This window comes from Sphingobacterium sp. BIGb0116, assembly GCF_024808035.1.
GTDB classification, from domain to species: domain Bacteria; phylum Bacteroidota; class Bacteroidia; order Sphingobacteriales; family Sphingobacteriaceae; genus Sphingobacterium; species Sphingobacterium paramultivorum.
Genome location: NZ_JANUDT010000012.1, coordinates 194,130 through 214,309 on the forward strand (window position 1 = coordinate 194,130; position 20,180 = coordinate 214,309).

The following is a 20,180-nucleotide window of genomic DNA, read 5'->3' on the forward strand; positions in this document are numbered from 1 at the left end:
GAAATTCAACATATTCTTTATAAAAGAATATGCCGCATAGCAAAAAAACTAAGCAGCATATTCAATAAGTATTGAAACTGGATTGGTTTTTAATACTTATTTCCAGCCCGGATTTTGGGCCAAATTTGGATTCTTATCTATCTCCGTTTGTGGAATTGGAAACCAATAATTCTTTGCTGTAAATATACGCTTTTGATAAACTGAGCGTTTGAAAAATGCTTTGGGGTTAGATTCATTGTCATCCTTTTCTGTACCAGAAAAATTCATTCCATAGAAATTCCCATTTAACACAGCTTCACCAATTTTCCAGCGTCGCACATCACGATACCGGATACCCTCATTATTTAGTTCTACCCGACGTTCGTCTCGGATTGCTTTGCGCATCCCCTCCTGCGAAGATGGCACAGGTAAAGCATCTTTTCCCACACCATATTGTGGTACACCTGCGCGTACCCTTATCAAATTGACATACTTTAATATATCAGGATGATTAGCATCGGACTCATTTAGTGCTTCGGCGTAGTTCAGATACACTTCGCCAAGCCGATAAAGTATTCCTGGTCTATAGGGATTTGTTCCATTGCGGGGGTCGTGATCTGGATGGACTTTCTTACGTACAAGATAGCCATTTTGCGGGGCGTCATGTGTAGGTCCCCCATCCCAGTTACCACTATAAAATTCGGTTGTCCGATTTTCTCTTCTATACCAAGCACCATTATACAAAACCGAAATATAAAATCGTGGTTCACGATGGGTATACATATTATAGGTACCTTCCAAAGTCACCTTTCCATTTCCCTGAGATTCTGTCCAGCGTGTATTTCGCACTTCTGCCGTCTTTGAGAATCCTTTTTCCTGATATCCAGATAACGGGTCATCAATCCTCCGGCCATTCTCCATGAAAAAGGCATCCACTAAAGATTGTGTAATTCCCAGTCCTCCGTTTCCTCCAGTACCTCTTGGTTGTGCGTGCCTATCATATTCCCAGATATTGCAATCAGGGCGAGCAAAAAGAATCTCATCATTCCCATCTTGAGGTCGTCTAAACAACATGTTTTGATACGAGAGAAACGGATCTATAGACCCATCAGCATTATATTCAATATATAATTTATGACCAGCTGATTCAGCTTTTTCCAATAGTAATTTTGAGGCCGCGGCTGCAGTTTTCCATTTATCTACACTATAGTTCCCGTTGAATATGGTTTCTCCCTTATTATTTACAAAACCGGTGTATGCGGTATTACCATTGACTAATGGGCTTGCAGCAAATAGTAGAAGACGAGCTCTGACTGCCAAGCACATAATAGACGTCGCGCGACCATATTTCTGAGCGGCACTATATTTAGCAGGTAAAATAGCAGACAAATCCAATAGCTCCTTTTCTGCCCATTGCACGACCTGATCAAATGGTGTCTGTCCAATCATCAATTCTTCGGCCGATGCATTCGGATCGGTCAATCCAAGATGGAACGGTATAGCACCATAGGTTTCTAGCAGAAATGTATAATAATAAGCGATCATAAAGCGAGCCTCAGCTTTCATAAGATTTACCTCCTCCTCCGTCACCAACTGCGCAGGGTTTGGTTTTACATTGTCCAGAAAAATATAAGCTGAACGAATACGTTTGGGAAGTTCTACCCAATAATTAGGATCCCATGAGGTACTGGGATTCCAATTGCCGGTCTGCATCCCTATAACTGACCAGCCAAATTGCTCCCAGCCCGTAGACGGTGCCATATCATCCGAAAGTGGATCCCAGCCAAGTGTTCGCGTATTTCCCCAATATGGATCTGGTACATTGCTGTATATTCCTGCCAGCCAGTCCTCTGTTCTGGTTTTGTCTTTAAAAATCATATCTAAAGTAAGCTGATCATCAGGGCTCTTGTCCAAATATTTCGAACAAGAGGTCACTGTGGAACCCAGCGCAACAAGTAGTAATATACGGGTAACATTATATTTTATAGTCTTCATTGTATAGGTTATTTCTATTTAAAATTCAATTCCAATCCCATAGAAACAGATTTCATGATCGGATAGCGCATACCATTATTAACCCCAAGCTCTGGATCCCAAAGCTTAAAATCACTCACTGTTAGCAGGTTATTACCACGCAGAAATATTCTAAAATTACGGATAGCGAGATGATCAAGAATTTTTGATGGTAAGCTATAGCCCAATTCAATATTACGTAGTCTTATAAAACTCATGTCCCTAAGCCACCATGTGGAGGCCAAATTATTATTGGCACTTTGATAATCAGAAAGCCGCGGATAGAAGACGTCCTGCCTAGGATTATCCAAGGTCCATCGATCGGAAACATTGTCGAAAATATTTCCCATTGCTCCATTGGCACTTCCGGGAATAAAATTTGAACCACCAATGATCCTGTAGGTACGAGAGACACCCTGGAAAAAGAAACCGAAATCAACAGCTTTGTACCTTAGGTTGGATCCGAAGCCAAATACAATCTGTGGATCTTCCGTTCCACCGATAGCAGTCCTATCGAGGGCATCTACCACACCATCACCATTCAAATCCCGATATCTGATATCACCTGGACGCACCGGTCCAAAAGTATGTCTTGGTATATCTGATCGAAGAGTACCGTTAGCAATATCTAAAAAATCTGCGTCCGTAAATAGGCCCTCGTCAATAAAGCCAAACAATTGGCCGATCGGCTTTCCGGTAGAAGACCTTGAGGTACCGATCACTGCGCTAGGTTCGTCCTGTTCTAAAATCTTGTTTAGGGCATAAGTAAATGTGCTACGAACAGAAAGAAATAGGTTTGGATTTAATTGCCGGTTCAATTCAAGCGACATATCGATGCCTTTATTGTTTACGCGTCCAAAATTTGCCCAGGGCGCATTGGTAAAACCACTCGAACCGGGTATAGAACGACGTTGCATAAATATATTTTTCCGGTCCTCATTAAATAGGTCAAGCTGAAATTCCAGCGTTTTCCATAAGCCTAATTCGAAACCGATATTGGATTTAGCAACTGTTTCCCAAGTAAGTCCACTATTACCTTGATCACCTTCCATACGACCACTACGTTTAAAATCGTTATTTAAGCCCCATGAATATCCACCGGTCTCATTAATGGTTGTGATATAGGCAAACCGACGACCATCTAACTTATCGTTCCCCACCAATCCATAAGATCCGCGCAGTTTGATTTTGGAAAATGTACTTTTTAGATGTTCCATAAAAGGCTCTTCGGAAATATACCAGCCTAATGCAAAGGAAGGAAAGAACCCATAACGTTTTCCTGGAGCAAAGTTTTCGGATCCATTATAACCAAAATTAAATTCCCCAATATATCTGTTGCTATAATTGTATGAAAATCTACCTGCGATTCCTTGATTCCGATAGGGCAAAAGATCTCCATTATCATAATTTCGCTGATTGTATAAAAACATTCCCTCTACGTTATGGCCACCAAAAGATTGAACATAATTAATAGCTCCCTCAAGATACATGCTTTTATCGCCCCAGTCTGAATTTTTTTCATAGCCTAAGAATTCCTGTCCATAACTATCAATGACTAACTTTAATTTTCCATTTTCGTCCCTTCCGATAGCTGGATTATAGTAATCGGGGCTTTTACTCCTAACGACCGACGTATTAGAGTATCTATCAAAGGAAAAAAGCCCCCGAGCCTTTAATCCCTTCAACCAAAACGATAAGTCCTGTTCTACCGCAAATAAAGATTCGATTTTACTCGCGCTAATACGTTCATATCCGCGTTGAGTCGCCAATGCCCAGGGGTTTGTCCGCTGGGGTGTCCTAGGTATTTCACCAGAGGAATAGATGGTAGGATGTACATAGGGAGGAATAGTGAAAGCCTCCTGAAATAGTTCATCAACACTTTGGGGAGCTCTTGTTCTATCCTGGAGATATCCGCCAATATTCAATCGGAAGAGAGTGGTTGGACTAACATTGATATCTACATTGGAACGCACATTATAACGGTTTAACCGTGAAGATGAATTCCAAGCCTGTTTTTCATCGCGTTCAATCAACCCACCTTCCCGATAATATGAAGTTACTAAGGAATAACGCAAAATATCAGATCCTCCATTGACACTAACATTCGCCCGTGAATTTCCAGCTTGGTCCCGAAGTACTGCATCCAACCAATTGACATCAGGATAAAGGTCTGGATCCGTATGATTACGGATGTTTTCGATCCGCTCTTTCGAATATAAGCCTTGCTCCCCACGTTCCTCCCGAATACTATTCATTACCTCCAAATAATCAGCTGCACCAACAAATTTAGGCAGCTGTACTGGTGATGTGATCCCCTGCTCAAAACGAGCAGAAACATTGGGCTTACCCACTTTTCCTCTCTTTGTATTGATCAAAATCACTCCATTTGCCCCCCTTACACCATAAACTGCACTCGCTGCCGCGTCCTTCAATATCGAAAACGACTCGATTTCTTCGGGATCCATATTATCCAAAGACCGCTCCACACCGTCCACAAGAATCAATGGGCTTCTGCTTCCACCGAAAGTACTGATACCACGTATCCAAAAGTTTGAATTATCGTACCCCGGTTCTCCAGATCGCTGTACGGCAATAATACCTGCAAGCTGTCCTGCAAGATTGTTACTCATAGAACGAGATGTTCCTATTTGCAAGCGTTTGGGTTCTATCGTCGTGATCGCACCTACTACAGAGGCACGCCTTTGGGTACCAAAACCGACAACAACGACCTCGTCCAGTGCGCTGATACTATCAGCTAATATCACCGTATATTCTCCGTTTGTTTTGATTGGTACACGCTGACTTACATAGCCGACAAGACTAACCATGAAATAACTGTCCTGCGGGTCTAGCTTGAGTGTAAACTGGCCTTGTTCATCTGTCGATGTGCTATTCTTGCCAAGGCCTGTCGTGACAGTAGCATTTGCCAGGGCCGTCTGTCGCTTATTAAGAACCCGGCCTGCAATGACGCGGCCTTCTTGTATTGAAGCTTGTTGAAGGCCACGCTTCACAATAATTGTATTGTCATTTAACGTGTAAGAAATCTTTAAACTTGAAAAGATCTTATCTAGAACAGTCTTTATCGGCTGCTCTCTAAATGCCATGGATATACGCTTCGAGTCGTCAATGTCATTTGGGGAATAAATAAATTTTAAACCGGTTTTACTATTTAACTCTTTAAAGACCTGCTTAACCGGAATATTATTAAAATCGATTGTTATGTTTTTCTGTACATCAAAGATTGGCTTGGCCGAACTAAATAACCAGACAAGGCTGCCAAAAAAAAGGCACAAAAAATTGCGTGCAAACTTATTTTGTTTGCGGGATGTCATAAGTAATTTATACATTTGAAAATTGATTAATAATTGATCATTACCAAAAGCCGTTAAGGCGCGATTAGGAATGTAGCAGCATTCCTAATTTTTTATGGATTTGCTTCTGTTACATATATTGTTCCTTTCCTTTCTATATAGTTTATATTATTGGTCATCTTAATGATCGCCAAAACCTCGCTGATATTTTCATATCTGCTGATCATTCCTGTAATGGGAAGTCCTGCAATTTTTGAATCTATAACAATTGGAATTCCGTACCATTGTTCAAATTCGAGAGCAACTTCAGCGAGCTTCTCATTATCAAAATAAAACAAACCTTTACGCCAGGCATTTGCTTTTTCGATATTTTCAGATTGAATAAGTAAGATTTTAGGTTTATCTTTTTCCAAAAAAGCCTGCTGTCCCGGCTTAATAAGCACCTGTGTTCCATAGCGATTATGCGTAAGACGAATACTCCCTTCTGTAAGCAATACATTTTCTTCGGAATTGCCCGATGTATTTACATTGAATTTTGTTCCCAATACCTCAATGGTCTGCAAGGCAGAGTGGACTGAAAACGGAATCCTTTTACCTGCAGAATATTGTTTATGAACATCAAAATAAACCTCCCCAGTAATATGGACAGAACGGTTATTCTTATTAAAATCAGGTTCAAGTTCAATTGTTGCCAAGTAATTAAGCCACACTTGTGTGCTATCGTTCAGTAAAACAGAAAATACATTTCTCGAAGGATTTTCTATGCGCAGTTTCCCTAAATCTGTCCCATTGGCAACCGTACTTAATGCTAGTACTTTTTCATCGTTGATGGTTGTGTAATGAGCTCCTTGTGGCAAGGTATCTAACAAATCAAACCGTTTTTCTTTCCCGATTATTAACGACGGATTATGATTAGTGACATGAAGAACTTTTTCGCTTGTTTTTGAATTATCGATGAGCCTATAGGATATAAATATCCCAAAAAGGATCATAATGCTTGCTGCAGCATACCCTATTTTGGGTATATGAAAACTTAAAGTACGCTTTTTAATACGATGATGAACCTTTTCTTTAATCTCCTCTCCGATGCGGTCCATATCATTTTGCACCTCCCCCTCCCTGTCCATTGCATCGTACAGGTATTCAACAAATTGTCGTTCTTCAGGATTGGTATTTCCCGAAATATACCGATCGAGAAGATCTTTTAAGACTGTGCGAACATGACGTTTCCTTTCAGACATATAAGATGGTTTATATTGGTTCCTTTCTTATATGTCGTTGTGACTAATGATAATTCCCAAAAAAAAAATTAAAAAAACATAAAAAGAATTTTTTGGATTAGAAGCTTAAGTGTATTTGTTGTATTAAGCAATTGATTTTGAACAGTTTTTGTCGACAGGCCCAATAATTTCGCAATTTCCTTAACAGTTTTATCCTCATTGTAGCGAAGCAAGAATATTTCTCTGCGTTTTTGTGGCATACGTGCAATCCAGTTATGCAGCATAGATTCCAATTCAGTTTGAATATAGTTGCCATCGGCGGTTGATCCATCGCTTAGCTCTTCAACCATTGTTTCTAATTCTTCAAAATACCTCTTTTCCTTTCGAAACCTGTCAATCACTTTAAAACGGACGGCTTGGCAAAGGTAATGATCGACATCTTGTATTGTTTTCCGATGCCGCTTCTCCCATAAATCAATATAAAGATCCTGAATAACCTCTTTTGCTGTATTTTCATGTTGCAGGCGTCTGAGAGCAATTTCATACAATTTTTTCCAAGTTCGATGATAAAGTTCGTCAAATGCATCTTCATTCGACTCTTTCACCAAAAGAAAAAGATCCTCAAGACTACTATTGCACATAACTGAAGATTTATATTGTTGAGAAATTAAATGTTGGTTTAAAATTGATAGATGCAATATATAAAATCTAAACGGAACTTCCTATAAGTGTCATAGTACAACAATAAATCCGAATCGACACAAAATATGTTCACAACATGCTATTAGGGTAGCCAACAGAATTATTCCACCGGGAGAAAATCCTGAATAATTTCTTTTAAGCAATCCTTAGCTATAAGCCGTCTAATCTTTTTATGCCGGCCTACATCGATATAAAAGAAAATTTAATATTTTTAGCGAACAACTACAGCCTTTATGGACAATAAAAAATTAATGGAAATAGATCAATATATTGATACACTTTCAGACACTGAGCAACAAATAATTCGTCAATTTCGGAAAGCAATATCAGAAAATGACAACACCGTTTCCGAAAGCTTTGGAAAATTCATGTCAAACCCTAATGCAATCAGCTTTAATGAACAAGGCGTATTTAAATACGGGTTAACAGTAGCGAAGAATTATATTTCATTCCATTCCTTGGTCATCTATACTAACCCCGAATTAATGGAAGAACTAAAATTAAAAATACCAAAGGCCAAGTTTCAAAAAGGCTGTATTAATTTCAAAATTTTGGATGAATTTCCCGCCTCAGTATTGGCAGAACATATTCAGGTTTCATCCAAAATAGATTTTAGCCCCATGATAAATCGTTATTTGAAAAAGAAATAAGTACCAGGTCGATTCCCAGAATTTTATTTATTCACTTTTACGCGCAACAATAGCATAGACCATCGGAATCTTATTTCCCAAATGGGCTATTCTGAATTTTTTAGGATCTAGCTCTGTCATGTTTTAAAAATGGGATAAGGTGAATAGTCAAATTCGTTCAGGTCTTGAATGTTCAGCCCATTATGAAGTAAAGCACCAACGACCTCACTCATACTATGATTCCAGGTGACATAGGACTGCGAAATAGCGGCATCTTTATCGGCATAGGTTCCCTGCTCTGTTTCAACAATTGGAGCATTATTAAAATAATTATAACCAATTTTATCAAAATTGTCATCGAACATCCAAACAACTGGATGAAACTCGACAAAAATAAACTTCCCTTTCGGTTTCAAGAAACGTGAAATTATTTTCGCCCATTTATCTAAATCAGGTAACCAAGTAATCGTTCCGTAACTTGTAAAGACTAGATCAAATTGTTCATCAAGATGATTCTCAAGCTCATATAGATCACAACAGATAAACTGCACATCAGCATGCGTATCTTTCGCAATTTCGCGCGCACTTTCTATAGCCTTGTCAGATAGGTCAACACCAGTAACTTTTGCGCCAAGTCTACTCAAAGAAATTGTATCCTGTCCGAAATGACATTGTAAGTGTAATATTTTTTTCCCGCTGATATCACCCAATAATGCTGACTCAATTGAATTCAGCGAAGTCTCCCCTTTTAAAAATCCTGTTAGATTGTAAAAATCTGATTTTAAATGCGTATCCGTTCTGTTATTCCACGAGTGTTTGTTTATTGCGATGTAATTCTCTTCCGGGTTCAAATCGTTCATTTTGTTTTTTAATTAAACGGTTAATTAGCTACTAAATTACAATAAAAATTAATTTCTATCGGATTCATCGTTTCCTCAATCTAAAAATAAGTGTTTTAAGAAATAAAGCTTGGTGGAAATTATCATAAAGGTTGTCTATATTTAAATCGATTATCAAATACTTCCAAGTTTAAAAGGATGAGGCAAGAACAACGCCTATTTATATGAAGAAAAGAGATGACGATAAAAATATATAGACCAGAGAGCTTACTCCTAAAAAAATATATTGAATGCTTCTATATACTTGAGAAAACTGACGAAGAAAAAGCGACGGCATATTTTACATTTCCGAGTATTTACACCATTGTGACGATAAGTGAGCAGACCGAAACTATGGTAAGCCCAAATAAGGTCATTACAAAGCATTGTCCATCCAATTCGATAGAAACAAACCTTGTATGCAATTTTAATGAACCTGTTTTAGTGAGTTACGAGGGGAAAATAAATGAAATTACCACTTACTTCAAACCTCTTGGGATAAATGCTTTTATACCCAATGATTTAAGCTATTATAACAGCGGAACATTTCCCGATTTTAACCCGCATCTGGATTATAAAAATGCTATGAGATCCATCCTTTCCATAGATGACCAGGACGAGCGAATCAAGGCATTAGAACACTATTGGATATCAAAATTTTGGCCATTTGAAAATGTGTTGCTCGAAAACATAATTACCGAAATGCAGGATAAAAGCAACCTCAATCAATCGATATCAGAATTTTCGCTAAAAACAGGAAGATCGAGAACAACCATAAATAAGCAATTTGATCAACATATCTGTAAAACACCCTCCCAATTCAAAAAAATCATCAGATTTCGAGCTGCAATTCAAAGCCACCTCGAAGATAGAAACAAAATAGGTCTGTCTTATAACCTGGATTATTTCGATCAGTCCCACATGATTAGAGATTTTAAAAAATTAACAGGATTTACACCAAAAATTTTCTTTTCCAAAACAGCTAATCTTGAACGGAGCCAGATAAAATGGATTTTTATTTAGCGGGTTTACAAAAATACAATCACACTATGTTATTAAATAGTAACATTGCTCCATAATTATTTATACAATACATTATGAAGCTTCTAATCCTACTTATGCTTTGTCCAGTTTTTCTTGTGGCCCAAGAAAAAACATCAGCCAAACTTGCAGCCTACATGCAGGCACAAGCTGATGTGAATAATTTTAGTGGAACAGTTCTTGTCATGAAAAATGGCGCAATTTTATTAAAAAAAGCTTACGATTTAGCAGATTATGAATGGAATATAAAAAACACGTTAGACACTAAATTCCAGTTGGCATCGGTCACAAAACAATTTACCGCAGCCGCTATTTTACAGCTCGTCGACAACGGGCGATTATCCCTAAATGATAAACTCAGTAAATTTTTCCCCGATTATCCAAAAGCCGATAGTATCAGCATCCACATGTTGCTGTCACACAGCTCCGGACTTGCTATGGGTTTTAAAGAAATCGCGTTAAGCAGTATAAATCGCGATTCCGCTTATGCCGCCATCAAGAAAATTCCTTTCGAATTCTCCCCCGGAACAAAGAGCGCCTATAGTAATATCGGTTATTATTTGTTAGCAAAGATTATTGAAAAGGTCTCTGGTGAGCATTACGCTACTTTTTTAAAGAAAAACATATTTGATAAAGCTGGGATGAGCAACACCGGAGTCAGTAACAATGAATCCATCGTGACGAAAAAAGCAAAAGTATATTATCATAATGAAGAAGGTTTTATCCATAACCCCTATATCAACTGGGAGATCAACCTAGGCCACGACGGTATTTATTCAACCGTGGAAGATCTAGCCATTTGGGACAAAACGCTCTATGGAACAACGATCCTATCGGCAGCGATGAAAGAAAAAATGTTTACACCATATAACTCCGAAAATTGGGGCTATGGATTCATCATCAATCCATTTTATAATCACGGACATTATTTGATTGCACATGACGGTGGATTCTTTGGGACAATGACTTCTTTTAATCGATTTACTGACGACAAACTCTTTGTCACTGTCCTTTCTAACAACGGCTCCCCCTCCCATATCATAGGTTACGGACTTTCAGCAATTGCCTTTGGTAAAGAAGTAGAAATGCCCTACAAACATCATCGCGCCAAAATAGATACGACCATATACAGTAACTATGTGGGTGAGTATGGAAAAATACGGATATTGAAAATTGGTGGCAAACTCTATTATAATGATGCGGATATTGAACTCATTCCCGAGTCTAAAACAAAATTTTTCAGAGCAGACGACAACGATAGAACGATCGAGTTTGTTGACGACAAAACAGATGGCTACAATTCCATTATTTTAACAAAAGGTGGAGTTAAGGAAGTTTTCCCAAGATCCAATAGAAATTAATGAAACGCTATGCATGCTGCTAGAATAACGATTTTAATCTATTATTTGAAACCTTAAAGAAAAAGTTTAAATTACACCTATATCGGTCCAGCGTAAGATCGGATATAGCCTATACTAAATTATAAAATATTGCAACAGATAGATCAGGAACCGAAGAAAGCCAAAAAGAAACTGTTATTGAAGTCTTTTATATTATGCCTAATCTTTATGGCGGCATATCTCATCAGTTTTTTCGTTTTTGATCTAAGCAGCAATGAAAAGTTGAGTTATATTATTTTTTCACCTCTTATTTGCGTACTGAGCTGGGTATTTTTCCATTTCTTTTTGCTGTTAAAGGATACACGCAATTTGAAGTACTACTTACTGGGATGTGCCCTGATTGCATGCGCTATTATTTATACAAATGGTATTTTTGATATCGATATTAGGCTTCAAAACTTCTTCCACTCTTCAAAACTGCCGAATGAATACAGCAAATATGCTGACATTAATAAGCTAAAAAACCAGTTTGGGAAACATGAAATCATACTATTCAAGGCAAGTGACCACCCTATAGATCAGTTTTTGACTAAAAACAATGAATTAATCATTCATTGTTTAACCGGTGCAACCAACACCGATAGCCCATCAACAGTTATTCATACATTCTATAAACTGGATAAAGATGGCGAGCAGATTGATGAATACTTCTTTAAACAGGACAAGGATGAGGATTCAGAAATTTTATTTGAGGGCTATTTGATCAACGTTTCCAAACATTACTTTCGCAGCTGGCCATTGAATGGAGATACTACAAAAAAAACAATTGAAGTATTCAATGCAAATCTCACTTGGTCCGCAGATCAACAAGGCCAAAAACTCAATGATATTGAAAGTAAGGCCAGCTATCTGCTGTCAGAGAAAATCTATCATTCCGATCAAAGCAATTCAAAAAGCTATACGGAACGAACTTATTTTATGGACGATAAATGGTATGTGTTAAGTGAAAACATATCGGATGATAATAATTTAGACCCACAAAGCTCATCTAAAGGCCGTACCGTAAATGATCTTTTCGGTCATTAGGATAAGAATGAATGGGTAGCGAATACAACTCCCCCTAATATTAGATCAGTTTATTATCAGAAAATCAAACGTGTTCGCAATAGACATGACGTCAAAACTGGGAAATATGAAAAAGGAGACCTTTGGCAAGGCTGCCTATTCTCACAGCTTATTGTCGAAAATGACACCTTAAGATTTAAAGACAGCTTATATCTGGACGAAAAATGGCATTGGTCTCAAGTCGATATCAACAATAAAAACATCGGCACACTAACCTTTGAGAATACCGACCAATTTAATGCATATGGCTTTTATGCAAATCCAGCTTTAAATTATCAACTTTTCACCAACCAACGCAACAAACTTTATTTAATCACAAAGAAGTGATTTGTAGCTTGGTCCTGCTAAATTTCAGCAAACATGAAGTGTTCAAAATACAAACTACTTTTCGCTGTCCAAAATAATGACTATATTACAACAAATCGCTTTTTTGTGAAAATATATCCAATTTAGTAGCCATTGGATCCTAGTTAAAAATTAAATTCAGGAATAGTAGGAAATAAATCATATGAACAAAAGGTATTTTTTCTATATTATCATCGTTATCAGCTTGCTCACTTCGTGTGGCCTTATCCATAATCTTCCCGATTCGGCTACCCCCAATACCGGTGTAGATCCTAACCTATGGTACTCATTTGTGGATCAAAATGGTAATTTCTACCCCGACAATTGGAAGAAAAACTATGGCATTCCTTCCAATAGAGCGGCTCGAGATCCTTATTCGCTTATGAAAATTGCCACCGACAGAGGTGACCGCGAACAATTACTCGCTTTTGAACGCGGTAACATGCTGCGTTTGTCTAAACGTATTGCCCCCAAAAAACGTGTGTTCATTTTAGTCCATGGCTTCAATGCTGATGAAGAATCAGTTGTAAAACAATATAAATATATTTCCGATCATATCGTTACAAACCCTAAAAACGATGAAATCATTCGATTTTATTGGGATGGTCTACGATCTACCTCCCCTTTTCGTTCCGCCAAAAACTGGTTTTCAGCGGCCTCTTTTAGCCAGATGGCCGGTGAATTTGGATTAAGACGTATACTGAACAATATGGCCGATAAGGATGTCTTCATCATATCACATAGTCGTGGAGCATCTGTGGTTATGAGCGCTATTTCAAATCCTGAATACAATAGCTCATTTTCAGCTCAAGCAAAAGACGTTCACAATGTTGATATCGAGCGGGCAAAGCCATTGTTAGAAAACAAAAATAGAATTACCTGCATTATGCTGGCTCCAGCGATAGGACTTTCCGAGTTTCAATATACGGATACGGCAAGTAACACAAAAAAATTTGTGAATCTCAGCTCACAAGTCAAGAAAATACACATCACTATCAACGGAACGGACAAGATGTTGAAGAAGTTTTTTGGATTCTTATCGAACAAACTTAATCCAACTGATCTTGGATACAAAGAGGAAAGTTATAACGCCCTTAAGAAAAATTATAGCATCTTTTCTATGACCGATTTCACAGGAATGTCAAGCCATGATTTTAGTCGTTATATACGAGATCCCAAATTCAAACAGATGCTTCGGGAAGAATCAATCCAAGTGCAATAAGGTGTTTGCTCGTCTGACTAAGTTGATAAGCTATACTTAGTTCTTGGAATTTTTCTTTCAGATCTACTCCAGCTAGCTATCTTATGAATTGAAAAGTAGCTGCTGTCATCAGGCTCTCCTAGTTATGCAATACAACTAGGGGGCAGAAGGAAAAAACTCAATCGTATAATGCGCATATTCCGGAAGTGAAATCTCTTTAGCATATTCAAGATTATAATCCTGTGTATATTTTTCCAAATAGGCCTGATTAATTTTTTGATGAATAGGATGATTATCCCCAAGCTTCCTTACCGTTACATCAATTATTTCCGCACCAAATTTTATCATTCCAACTTTATTAGCTAAAAATTCATTCATCCAGCCACTTGGGTTTTTATTCCAACTTCTGGCAAAAACCCTTTCATCTACGATAACCATCCAGATTTCTGTAAATTTGGTTCTATTTTCTCCACTTTTGATCTCTACTAAAGTATTTTCTTCTAAATATTTATAGAATCCTACAGGAAACTTTTTTTTACCATTCATACTTCTTTTTTTGATTAGACTTTTAATGCAAACTAAAAAAATGTGTTTGCCAAACTTGCAGTTTTAGCACAATTCAATTTAAGAAAAATCGCCTTTAACACCGCTATTTTAAAAAACATTAAACATATAAATTGGAATAGTACAACTATATACCGACATATAGTTACATATAACATAAAGGTTAACGATACTGACTTTTTCATGTAATCGCAACTATTCTTTCAAAACGGCCATGGTTACTTACAGAAACTGGTAAGTGTGTGCCGCTATCTTTCAGAATGATGCTTGGTATCCCCTGAGCATCTTTAACAATTTCACCTTTTTCGATTTCTACAATATTGCCTAAATGAACTAATTCGTCAACTGCGATGGTATGTATAAAATCAGGGCAAACAATGGTCTTAGTGTAATACCTCTTCCCTTCGCAGATGACTTCTCCCGTTGCGTTGCAAGAAGACCGTTCAATAACTGAACATAGCAATCCTTTAGGCATATATTTCCGAATTCCTGTCTGTCTATTCCATATTTTATAGGCAGCCTCTTTCATGCTCCATAAGAGCCAAACAACAATTTCGGGATCTGGACTGTTCCCAATCAACAGTTGTTCATGCTCATTAAATAGCTTTGAAACAAAGCCTCTACGTCTCCAATTACTCTCTTTTCTGGACTGAACCAAGTCGACAATGTCATTACCAATCATTTTTCTTGTAACTTGCTTTCGATTATTTCGACTGCAGCTCCGACATTAAGCATACGCTCCATATCGGAATTTTCAATAACGATCCCAAATTGATCTTCGATATCCAGGACAATATCAACCAAATTGGCTGAATTGATTTGTAGATCACGCATAAAATCAGTCTTTTCAGTAAGCTTTCCAAATGCTTCTTCGTTTGTTGTGTAAGGTGCTATAATTGGTTTTAAAGCACCGATCAATTCTTCTCTGTTCATAGGTTTAGTTATCAAATTTTTTAAAGATTAAACAGGCATTTACATCCCCAAATCCGAAACTCGCTTTGGCTATAATATGAGGTTTGACATCAACTTGATGTAATGGTACTCTTGATGGATCTATCATTGCTGCAATCTCAGGATGTAAATCAGTACAATTACTGTTTCCAAATACAAATCCATGATATAACTGCAAAACTGTAGCCACGCATTCTATGCTACCTGCCGCGCTGAGACAATGCCCAGTCATTCCTTTTAGCGAGTTTATCAATGGAAAATCGTTCCCTTTACGCCCAAGAGCCTCAGTCCAGTTTTCTATTTCAAAAGCATCTTTGGCCGTCGCCGTTAAATGACCGTTTATAGCATCCACATCCCATCCGGAGACGCCCGAATTTTTTAGGGCTTCCGCAATGCATCGGCGTACAGCTTCAGCATTTGGAGCTGTCATACTGCCCGTTCCCCGTTGCCCTCCAGAATTTACTTGACCGCCCAATAACTCGCCATATATCACAGCCTTGCGTTCTAAGGCACTTTCCAAATCCTCCAGCAGGAGGGCCCCAGCTCCACTACCCGGGACGAATCCTGAGGCTGTTGCACTCATTGGGCGAGAACCTTCCGCAGGGCGGTCATTATATTGCGAACTACAGACACGCAGTGCGTCAAAACCGCCCCAAATATAAGGTCCACTATCTCCAGTACTACCTGCTAGCATGCGCTTTGCTCTTCCGGACCTAATCCGGTCATATGCCATTAGAATTGCTTCTGTCCCAGTAGCACAGGCAGAGGAATTGGTGGTCACCTGATTTCCGAGCCCTAATTTCCCACCTAAATATGCACTGACACCACTGTTCATCGTTTGGGCGACGACTGTACTGCCTAGCCTACGTGTTTGCAGCTCATCAATTTTATAAATACTCTCCCGAAACTTATCGATACCTGAGGTACCTGAACCAAAGACCGTTCCGCTATCCCAATCGGGGACCGAATTTAAGGCAATAGGAAAACCTGCATTTGTCCAAGCCTCCATTCCAGCTATGACACCGTATAATATGCCTGTACTGTTAAAACCCCTGAGCTCAAGTTCCGTGAAATATTGCCTTTTGAGATCATCCGATACTTGTGGCATTCCAGCAATCTGACAGGAAAACTGCAATTTTTCCAACTGCACATCATGTCTAACACCGGAGACACCCTCCTTTAACGCTTGTGTAAAGGCCGGTACTCCCACTCCATTGGGTGCAACGACTCCTAATCCAGTAATAACAACTCTCTTCATAGCTCCTCAGTAATCATACCTGCCAATATTCCTTTACAAACCTCCTGACCAGCTTCATTTTTCATGGTAACCGCACACTTTAACTTTCCAAACCTAAAATATATTTTTTTTGAAATTACAGTAACTTTTTCCTTTGGATACACGGGTTTTAAAAATTGTATTTCAGTAGAAGTCAATGCAATAGAAGAGCAATGTATCAAGTCTTTATTGAGCAGAAAAATTCCCAAACAAGCTAAACCTATTTGGGCCATCGTTTCGATCAGAATAACTCCTGGAGTGATCGCTTTTTCATTAAAATGTCCTCTATAAAAATCCAGATTTTCATCAAAGGTATAGGTACCTGCAACACCTTCCTCATCGACATGGGTCAACGCATCGACAAATAAAAACGGAGCACTGTAAGGCAATTTCGCTAGTATAGAATTCAGATCCATCATTCAAATTTTGTAGATTACCACTGTAGTAAAACGCGCTGCGCTGAAAATCCAGGACCGAAACTCAGCATCAGCCCTAATTCACCGACCTGAGGAGTACGTTTCATAATACGTTCGAGGACATATAACACCGTAGCGCTCGACATATTACCATACTGTGCCAGCACAGCCTTAGTATCCTCAATATCTTTATCAAATTCAGCAAAAATATCTTCGATTGTAGCTACAATCTTTTTTCCACCTGGATGAAAAATCATGTAATCAATATCTTTAAATTTAAGCTGGTTCTTCTTCAAAAATGGATGTATAACGTCGTCAAAATGAGACGCGATCACATTCGGCACTTCAACATCCAGTATCATCTGCATACCGCTGTTTGTCAGCTTAAATCCCATAATATCTTCCGCATCGTAAAAATGGTACATCTCCTGATCGAGAATCACCGGACCATTGTCTGACTCGTCGGAGGAAAGCAGACAGCAAGCTGCACCATCTCCAAATATTGCGGCACTGACCATATTTGACATGGAGAAATCTTCCAGCTGAAAAGTTGCTGTTGGCGCTTCGACGGCAATGACCGCAGCACGTTTGCCTGGATTGGCCTGAAGAAAATTTTTAGCATAAATAATACCTGAAACACCGGCAACACAGCCCATTTCGGTAACTGGTAACCGCACAATATCCTGTCTGAGTTTCATCTTATTGATGAGATACGCGTCTAGGGAGGGGATCATAATTCCAGTACAACTTACTGTAATGATATAATCCAGAGACTGCGGATCCCATCCCGTCTGTTCAAGGGCCTTACGAAGTGCTTGCTCCCCTAGGACCGTTGCCTCCCGGCAGTACACATTATTTTTTTCTTCAAAAGACGTCGCTGTGAAGACCTCTTTCGGATCCATAATAGCATATCGTCTTTCCACGGCGGAGCCTTCGAAAAGTTTCTTGATCTTCTTAATAAAGCGAGGCTCTTGTCCATGGAGCCAGATATCCAATAGCGGAAGGATATCAACGGTAGCACAAGAGTATCTAGGGAGTTGCTTAGCAACAGTTATTATTTTAACATTCATATATTGGAAATTATCCACTGGTAACGAAAGGCCCATTTCCATTGGATGCTATAATTTTCTAATTTCAGTTTATTGGAGAATTGTGTAAGTTCCTCTTTTTTAAACCCACGCAGTATAGAAACAAGCCCGTCCACTTTTGTCATTCTATTTAACCTAAAAAGAACAGCAATGGTTTGAAAAAGCCGGTAAGCCATTTTACTCCTTTGTAAATCGTTAATGACGACCCCCAATTTTGATACGTTGACCAGACTGCCTAGCAAACTAAGAATCTCTTCATCGTCAAAATGATGTATGGTAAGCGTACACAGAACAATGTCATACTTGACATCTTCAAAATTCTCTTCAAAGATATCCGCACACAAATAGGATATATTGGTATAATCTTTAGACAAATCCCCCGCATAATTTATTGTATAGGGGTTGGCATCAATACCGAGCATTGAAAGCTTAATATGATGTCTATTGCCATAATCGCTCAACATGCGAAGCATGTCACCATTGCCACAACCGATATCCACAATCGTTATTGTTTCATTCTTGCAGCTGGTTGAAAGCAATTTTTTCACACCATTTAGCGTAATGTTATTTCCGCCTAAAAAACGATTAATCTTTGCTATCCTGTCCAATGTTGTCCGAAGTTCTTCTCCTTCGAGCAGAAAATCGTCCATGATCTCATGCTCCGATGTTCTCTGTTTTGTGTTTATTCCCATTTTATTGACCTTGCATTTCCATGAGTTTGTTTAATAATCCAGCTGAGCATTTTCGGAAAAAATGAGGCAGTCTTCATTAAAACTGCGGTCCCTATTTTATAGCTTAACAGCCGCGACAGAAGTCGACCGAATAAAAGGCGTCTTTTAAACGTTTGATTCCATTGCTTGACATAAGCCTTTTCCAATTGCTTTCGTGAATGAATATGGCCCCGGTAATATTCCAGGACAAGTTCAGAAGCTATTTTTGCACTGTGTATCGCCATCGCCATCCCATTTCCGCAGAATGGATGAATAAGACCGGCTGTATCACCAATCATAAGAATATGGTTTTCTACTGTTGATTTCTTATCAAATGAAAATTGACTGATCGTGAGCGGTTTTTCAAAAAGTAGCCTATTGTGCTCAAAAAAATACTTAAGATGTCTGTTTTTGGACAAAACATACTTCTGATAATCACCTATGTTTTTGTATCTCTTGAACGTTTTTACATCGGCCAGATAACATAAATTTATCCGGTCATCTTCGACCTTGGAAATCCCACAATAGCCTCCTTCAAAATGATGCAAGGCAATTAGGTCATTCGGAAAATCGCCCGAATAGTGTGCCTTAACAGCCATCCAAGGAGAGGTTTTCGTTATAAAATCACGGGATAAGAGCTGATCGATATTGCTGCGTTTTCCATACGCGCCCAGTACAATTTTTGATCTTAATACCTGATCTTGAAACGAAACAGCAAATGTATCAGCGCTAAAGGATATACCTGTTACAGTCGCAATAACAATTGTACAGCCATTACCTTTTGCTTGCTGATATAACAGATCATCCAACGCGTAACGACTGATACCAATCCCACCCAAGGGTAACCTGACCCTATTCATCTGCCCACCTTCTGTTGTGAACTCAAGTTCCTGAATATGTGTTGGATATAGCGATTCAACATCCACTTGCAGCCAATGCAGGTAGGCCAAAATTTCATTCGAAACATATTCGCCGCAAACCTTATGACGGGGAAAATCATGTTTTTCGATTAACGTCACGTTGAATCCTTGTTTAGACAGATGCAATGCACTAGTCAGTCCAGCCAAACCACCACCTATAATAATCACATCAGGATTTATTGTCATATATCCAAGTTTGCTCTATATGAGTATCATCTACAAAAATCAACGCCATAAATCGTACTTCAGTTTCCTAAATTGGTTGCCCCTCGCTATTCAACAAACGATTCTTGATAAATCTATCCATTGTCTAGCATCTCCCTGTACAGGACAATATCGTCCATCCGCTTTCATAAAAAGTCTATCTGATAACAGCCCTTGGCAATAAATAGTTTTTATTTGACCGTAAAATAAAAAAGTACTTTAATTTACCTGATAGATTAACGACTTAACCACTGCTGTAGGTTGAAT

General features: G+C 38.6%; 18 protein-coding genes. 5 read left to right on the top strand and 13 right to left on the bottom strand.

Annotation, left to right across the window (positions count from 1 at the left end):
* Nucleotides 1–96: 96 nt before the first annotated feature.
* The 4 genes from M2419_RS25095 to M2419_RS25110 all read right to left on the bottom strand — a co-directional run bounded on the left by M2419_RS25095 (nt 97) and on the right by M2419_RS25110 (nt 7,164).
* Complete coding sequence (locus M2419_RS25095) at nt 97–1,974, bottom strand: RagB/SusD family nutrient uptake outer membrane protein (protein WP_259255824.1); 1,878 nt, start codon at nt 1,972–1,974, stop codon at nt 97–99.
* Between the two features lie 14 nt (nt 1,975–1,988).
* A complete protein-coding gene (locus M2419_RS25100) occupies nt 1,989–5,339 on the bottom strand; it encodes a TonB-dependent receptor (RefSeq protein ID WP_259255825.1) in 3,351 nt (1,116 codons plus the stop codon).
* 77 nt (nt 5,340–5,416) lie between these two features.
* Complete coding sequence (locus M2419_RS25105; protein WP_259255826.1) at nt 5,417–6,544, bottom strand: FecR family protein; 1,128 nt, start codon at nt 6,542–6,544, stop codon at nt 5,417–5,419.
* 68 nt (nt 6,545–6,612) lie between these two features.
* A complete protein-coding gene (locus M2419_RS25110) occupies nt 6,613–7,164 on the bottom strand; it encodes an RNA polymerase sigma factor (protein WP_182981186.1) in 552 nt (183 codons plus the stop codon).
* 294 nt (nt 7,165–7,458) lie between these two features.
* On the opposite strand from M2419_RS25110, the gene M2419_RS25115 reads away from it, so the two are divergent.
* Entirely contained in the window at nt 7,459–7,875 is a 417-nt protein-coding gene (locus tag M2419_RS25115) for a hypothetical protein (RefSeq protein WP_259255827.1), read from the top strand.
* A gap of 116 nt (nt 7,876–7,991) precedes the next feature.
* Here M2419_RS25115 and M2419_RS25120 read toward each other — a convergent pair whose 3' ends face one another.
* Complete coding sequence (locus M2419_RS25120) at nt 7,992–8,714, bottom strand: bifunctional 2-polyprenyl-6-hydroxyphenol methylase/3-demethylubiquinol 3-O-methyltransferase UbiG (protein ID WP_259255828.1); 723 nt, start codon at nt 8,712–8,714, stop codon at nt 7,992–7,994.
* A gap of 216 nt (nt 8,715–8,930) precedes the next feature.
* On the opposite strand from M2419_RS25120, the gene M2419_RS25125 reads away from it, so the two are divergent.
* The 4 genes from M2419_RS25125 (at nt 8,931) to M2419_RS25140 (ending at nt 13,805) form a co-directional block, all read left to right on the top strand.
* Complete coding sequence (locus M2419_RS25125) at nt 8,931–9,755, top strand: AraC family transcriptional regulator (RefSeq protein ID WP_182332613.1); 825 nt, start codon at nt 8,931–8,933, stop codon at nt 9,753–9,755.
* Between the two features lie 74 nt (nt 9,756–9,829).
* Nucleotides 9,830–11,134, top strand: a complete 1,305-nt coding sequence (locus M2419_RS25130) for a serine hydrolase (protein ID WP_259255829.1) — start codon at nt 9,830–9,832, stop codon at nt 11,132–11,134.
* A 207-nt stretch (nt 11,135–11,341) separates the two neighbouring features.
* A complete protein-coding gene (locus tag M2419_RS25135; RefSeq protein ID WP_259255830.1) occupies nt 11,342–12,199 on the top strand; it encodes a hypothetical protein in 858 nt (285 codons plus the stop codon).
* A gap of 547 nt (nt 12,200–12,746) precedes the next feature.
* Nucleotides 12,747–13,805 carry an alpha/beta hydrolase gene (locus M2419_RS25140; protein ID WP_182332619.1) on the top strand — a complete coding sequence of 353 codons (1,059 nt, stop codon included), beginning with the start codon at nt 12,747–12,749 and terminating at the stop codon, nt 13,803–13,805.
* A 135-nt stretch (nt 13,806–13,940) separates the two neighbouring features.
* Here the strand turns inward: M2419_RS25140 and M2419_RS25145 are convergent, their stop codons facing one another.
* The 8 genes from M2419_RS25145 to M2419_RS25180 form a co-directional block, all read right to left on the bottom strand.
* Entirely contained in the window at nt 13,941–14,330 is a 390-nt protein-coding gene (locus M2419_RS25145) for a DUF2255 family protein (RefSeq protein ID WP_182332621.1), read from the bottom strand.
* 199 nt (nt 14,331–14,529) lie between these two features.
* Nucleotides 14,530–15,030, bottom strand: a complete 501-nt coding sequence (locus tag M2419_RS25150) for a 4'-phosphopantetheinyl transferase superfamily protein (protein WP_259255831.1) — start codon at nt 15,028–15,030, stop codon at nt 14,530–14,532.
* Nucleotides 15,027–15,281: an acyl carrier protein gene (locus tag M2419_RS25155; protein WP_075992081.1), complete on the bottom strand. Its 255-nt coding sequence runs from the start codon at nt 15,279–15,281 to the stop codon at nt 15,027–15,029. The genes M2419_RS25150 and M2419_RS25155 overlap by 4 nt, the downstream gene beginning before the upstream one ends.
* A gap of 4 nt (nt 15,282–15,285) precedes the next feature.
* Nucleotides 15,286–16,557 carry a beta-ketoacyl synthase gene (locus tag M2419_RS25160; protein WP_259255832.1) on the bottom strand — a complete coding sequence of 424 codons (1,272 nt, stop codon included), beginning with the start codon at nt 16,555–16,557 and terminating at the stop codon, nt 15,286–15,288.
* Nucleotides 16,554–16,994, bottom strand: coding sequence for a 3-hydroxyacyl-ACP dehydratase FabZ family protein (locus M2419_RS25165; protein WP_227550130.1), 441 nt, complete (start codon nt 16,992–16,994; stop codon nt 16,554–16,556). The genes M2419_RS25160 and M2419_RS25165 overlap by 4 nt, the downstream gene beginning before the upstream one ends.
* A 14-nt stretch (nt 16,995–17,008) precedes the next feature.
* The gene (locus M2419_RS25170) at nt 17,009–18,061 is read right to left on the bottom strand and encodes a type III polyketide synthase (protein WP_182332626.1); all 1,053 of its coding nucleotides are present in this window, start codon (nt 18,059–18,061) and stop codon (nt 17,009–17,011) included.
* Complete coding sequence (locus tag M2419_RS25175; protein ID WP_153845456.1) at nt 18,058–18,771, bottom strand: methyltransferase domain-containing protein; 714 nt, start codon at nt 18,769–18,771, stop codon at nt 18,058–18,060. The genes M2419_RS25170 and M2419_RS25175 overlap by 4 nt, the downstream gene beginning before the upstream one ends.
* Complete coding sequence (locus M2419_RS25180; protein WP_182332628.1) at nt 18,762–19,895, bottom strand: NAD(P)/FAD-dependent oxidoreductase; 1,134 nt, start codon at nt 19,893–19,895, stop codon at nt 18,762–18,764. The genes M2419_RS25175 and M2419_RS25180 overlap by 10 nt, the downstream gene beginning before the upstream one ends.
* Nucleotides 19,896–20,180 lie beyond the last annotated feature (285 nt).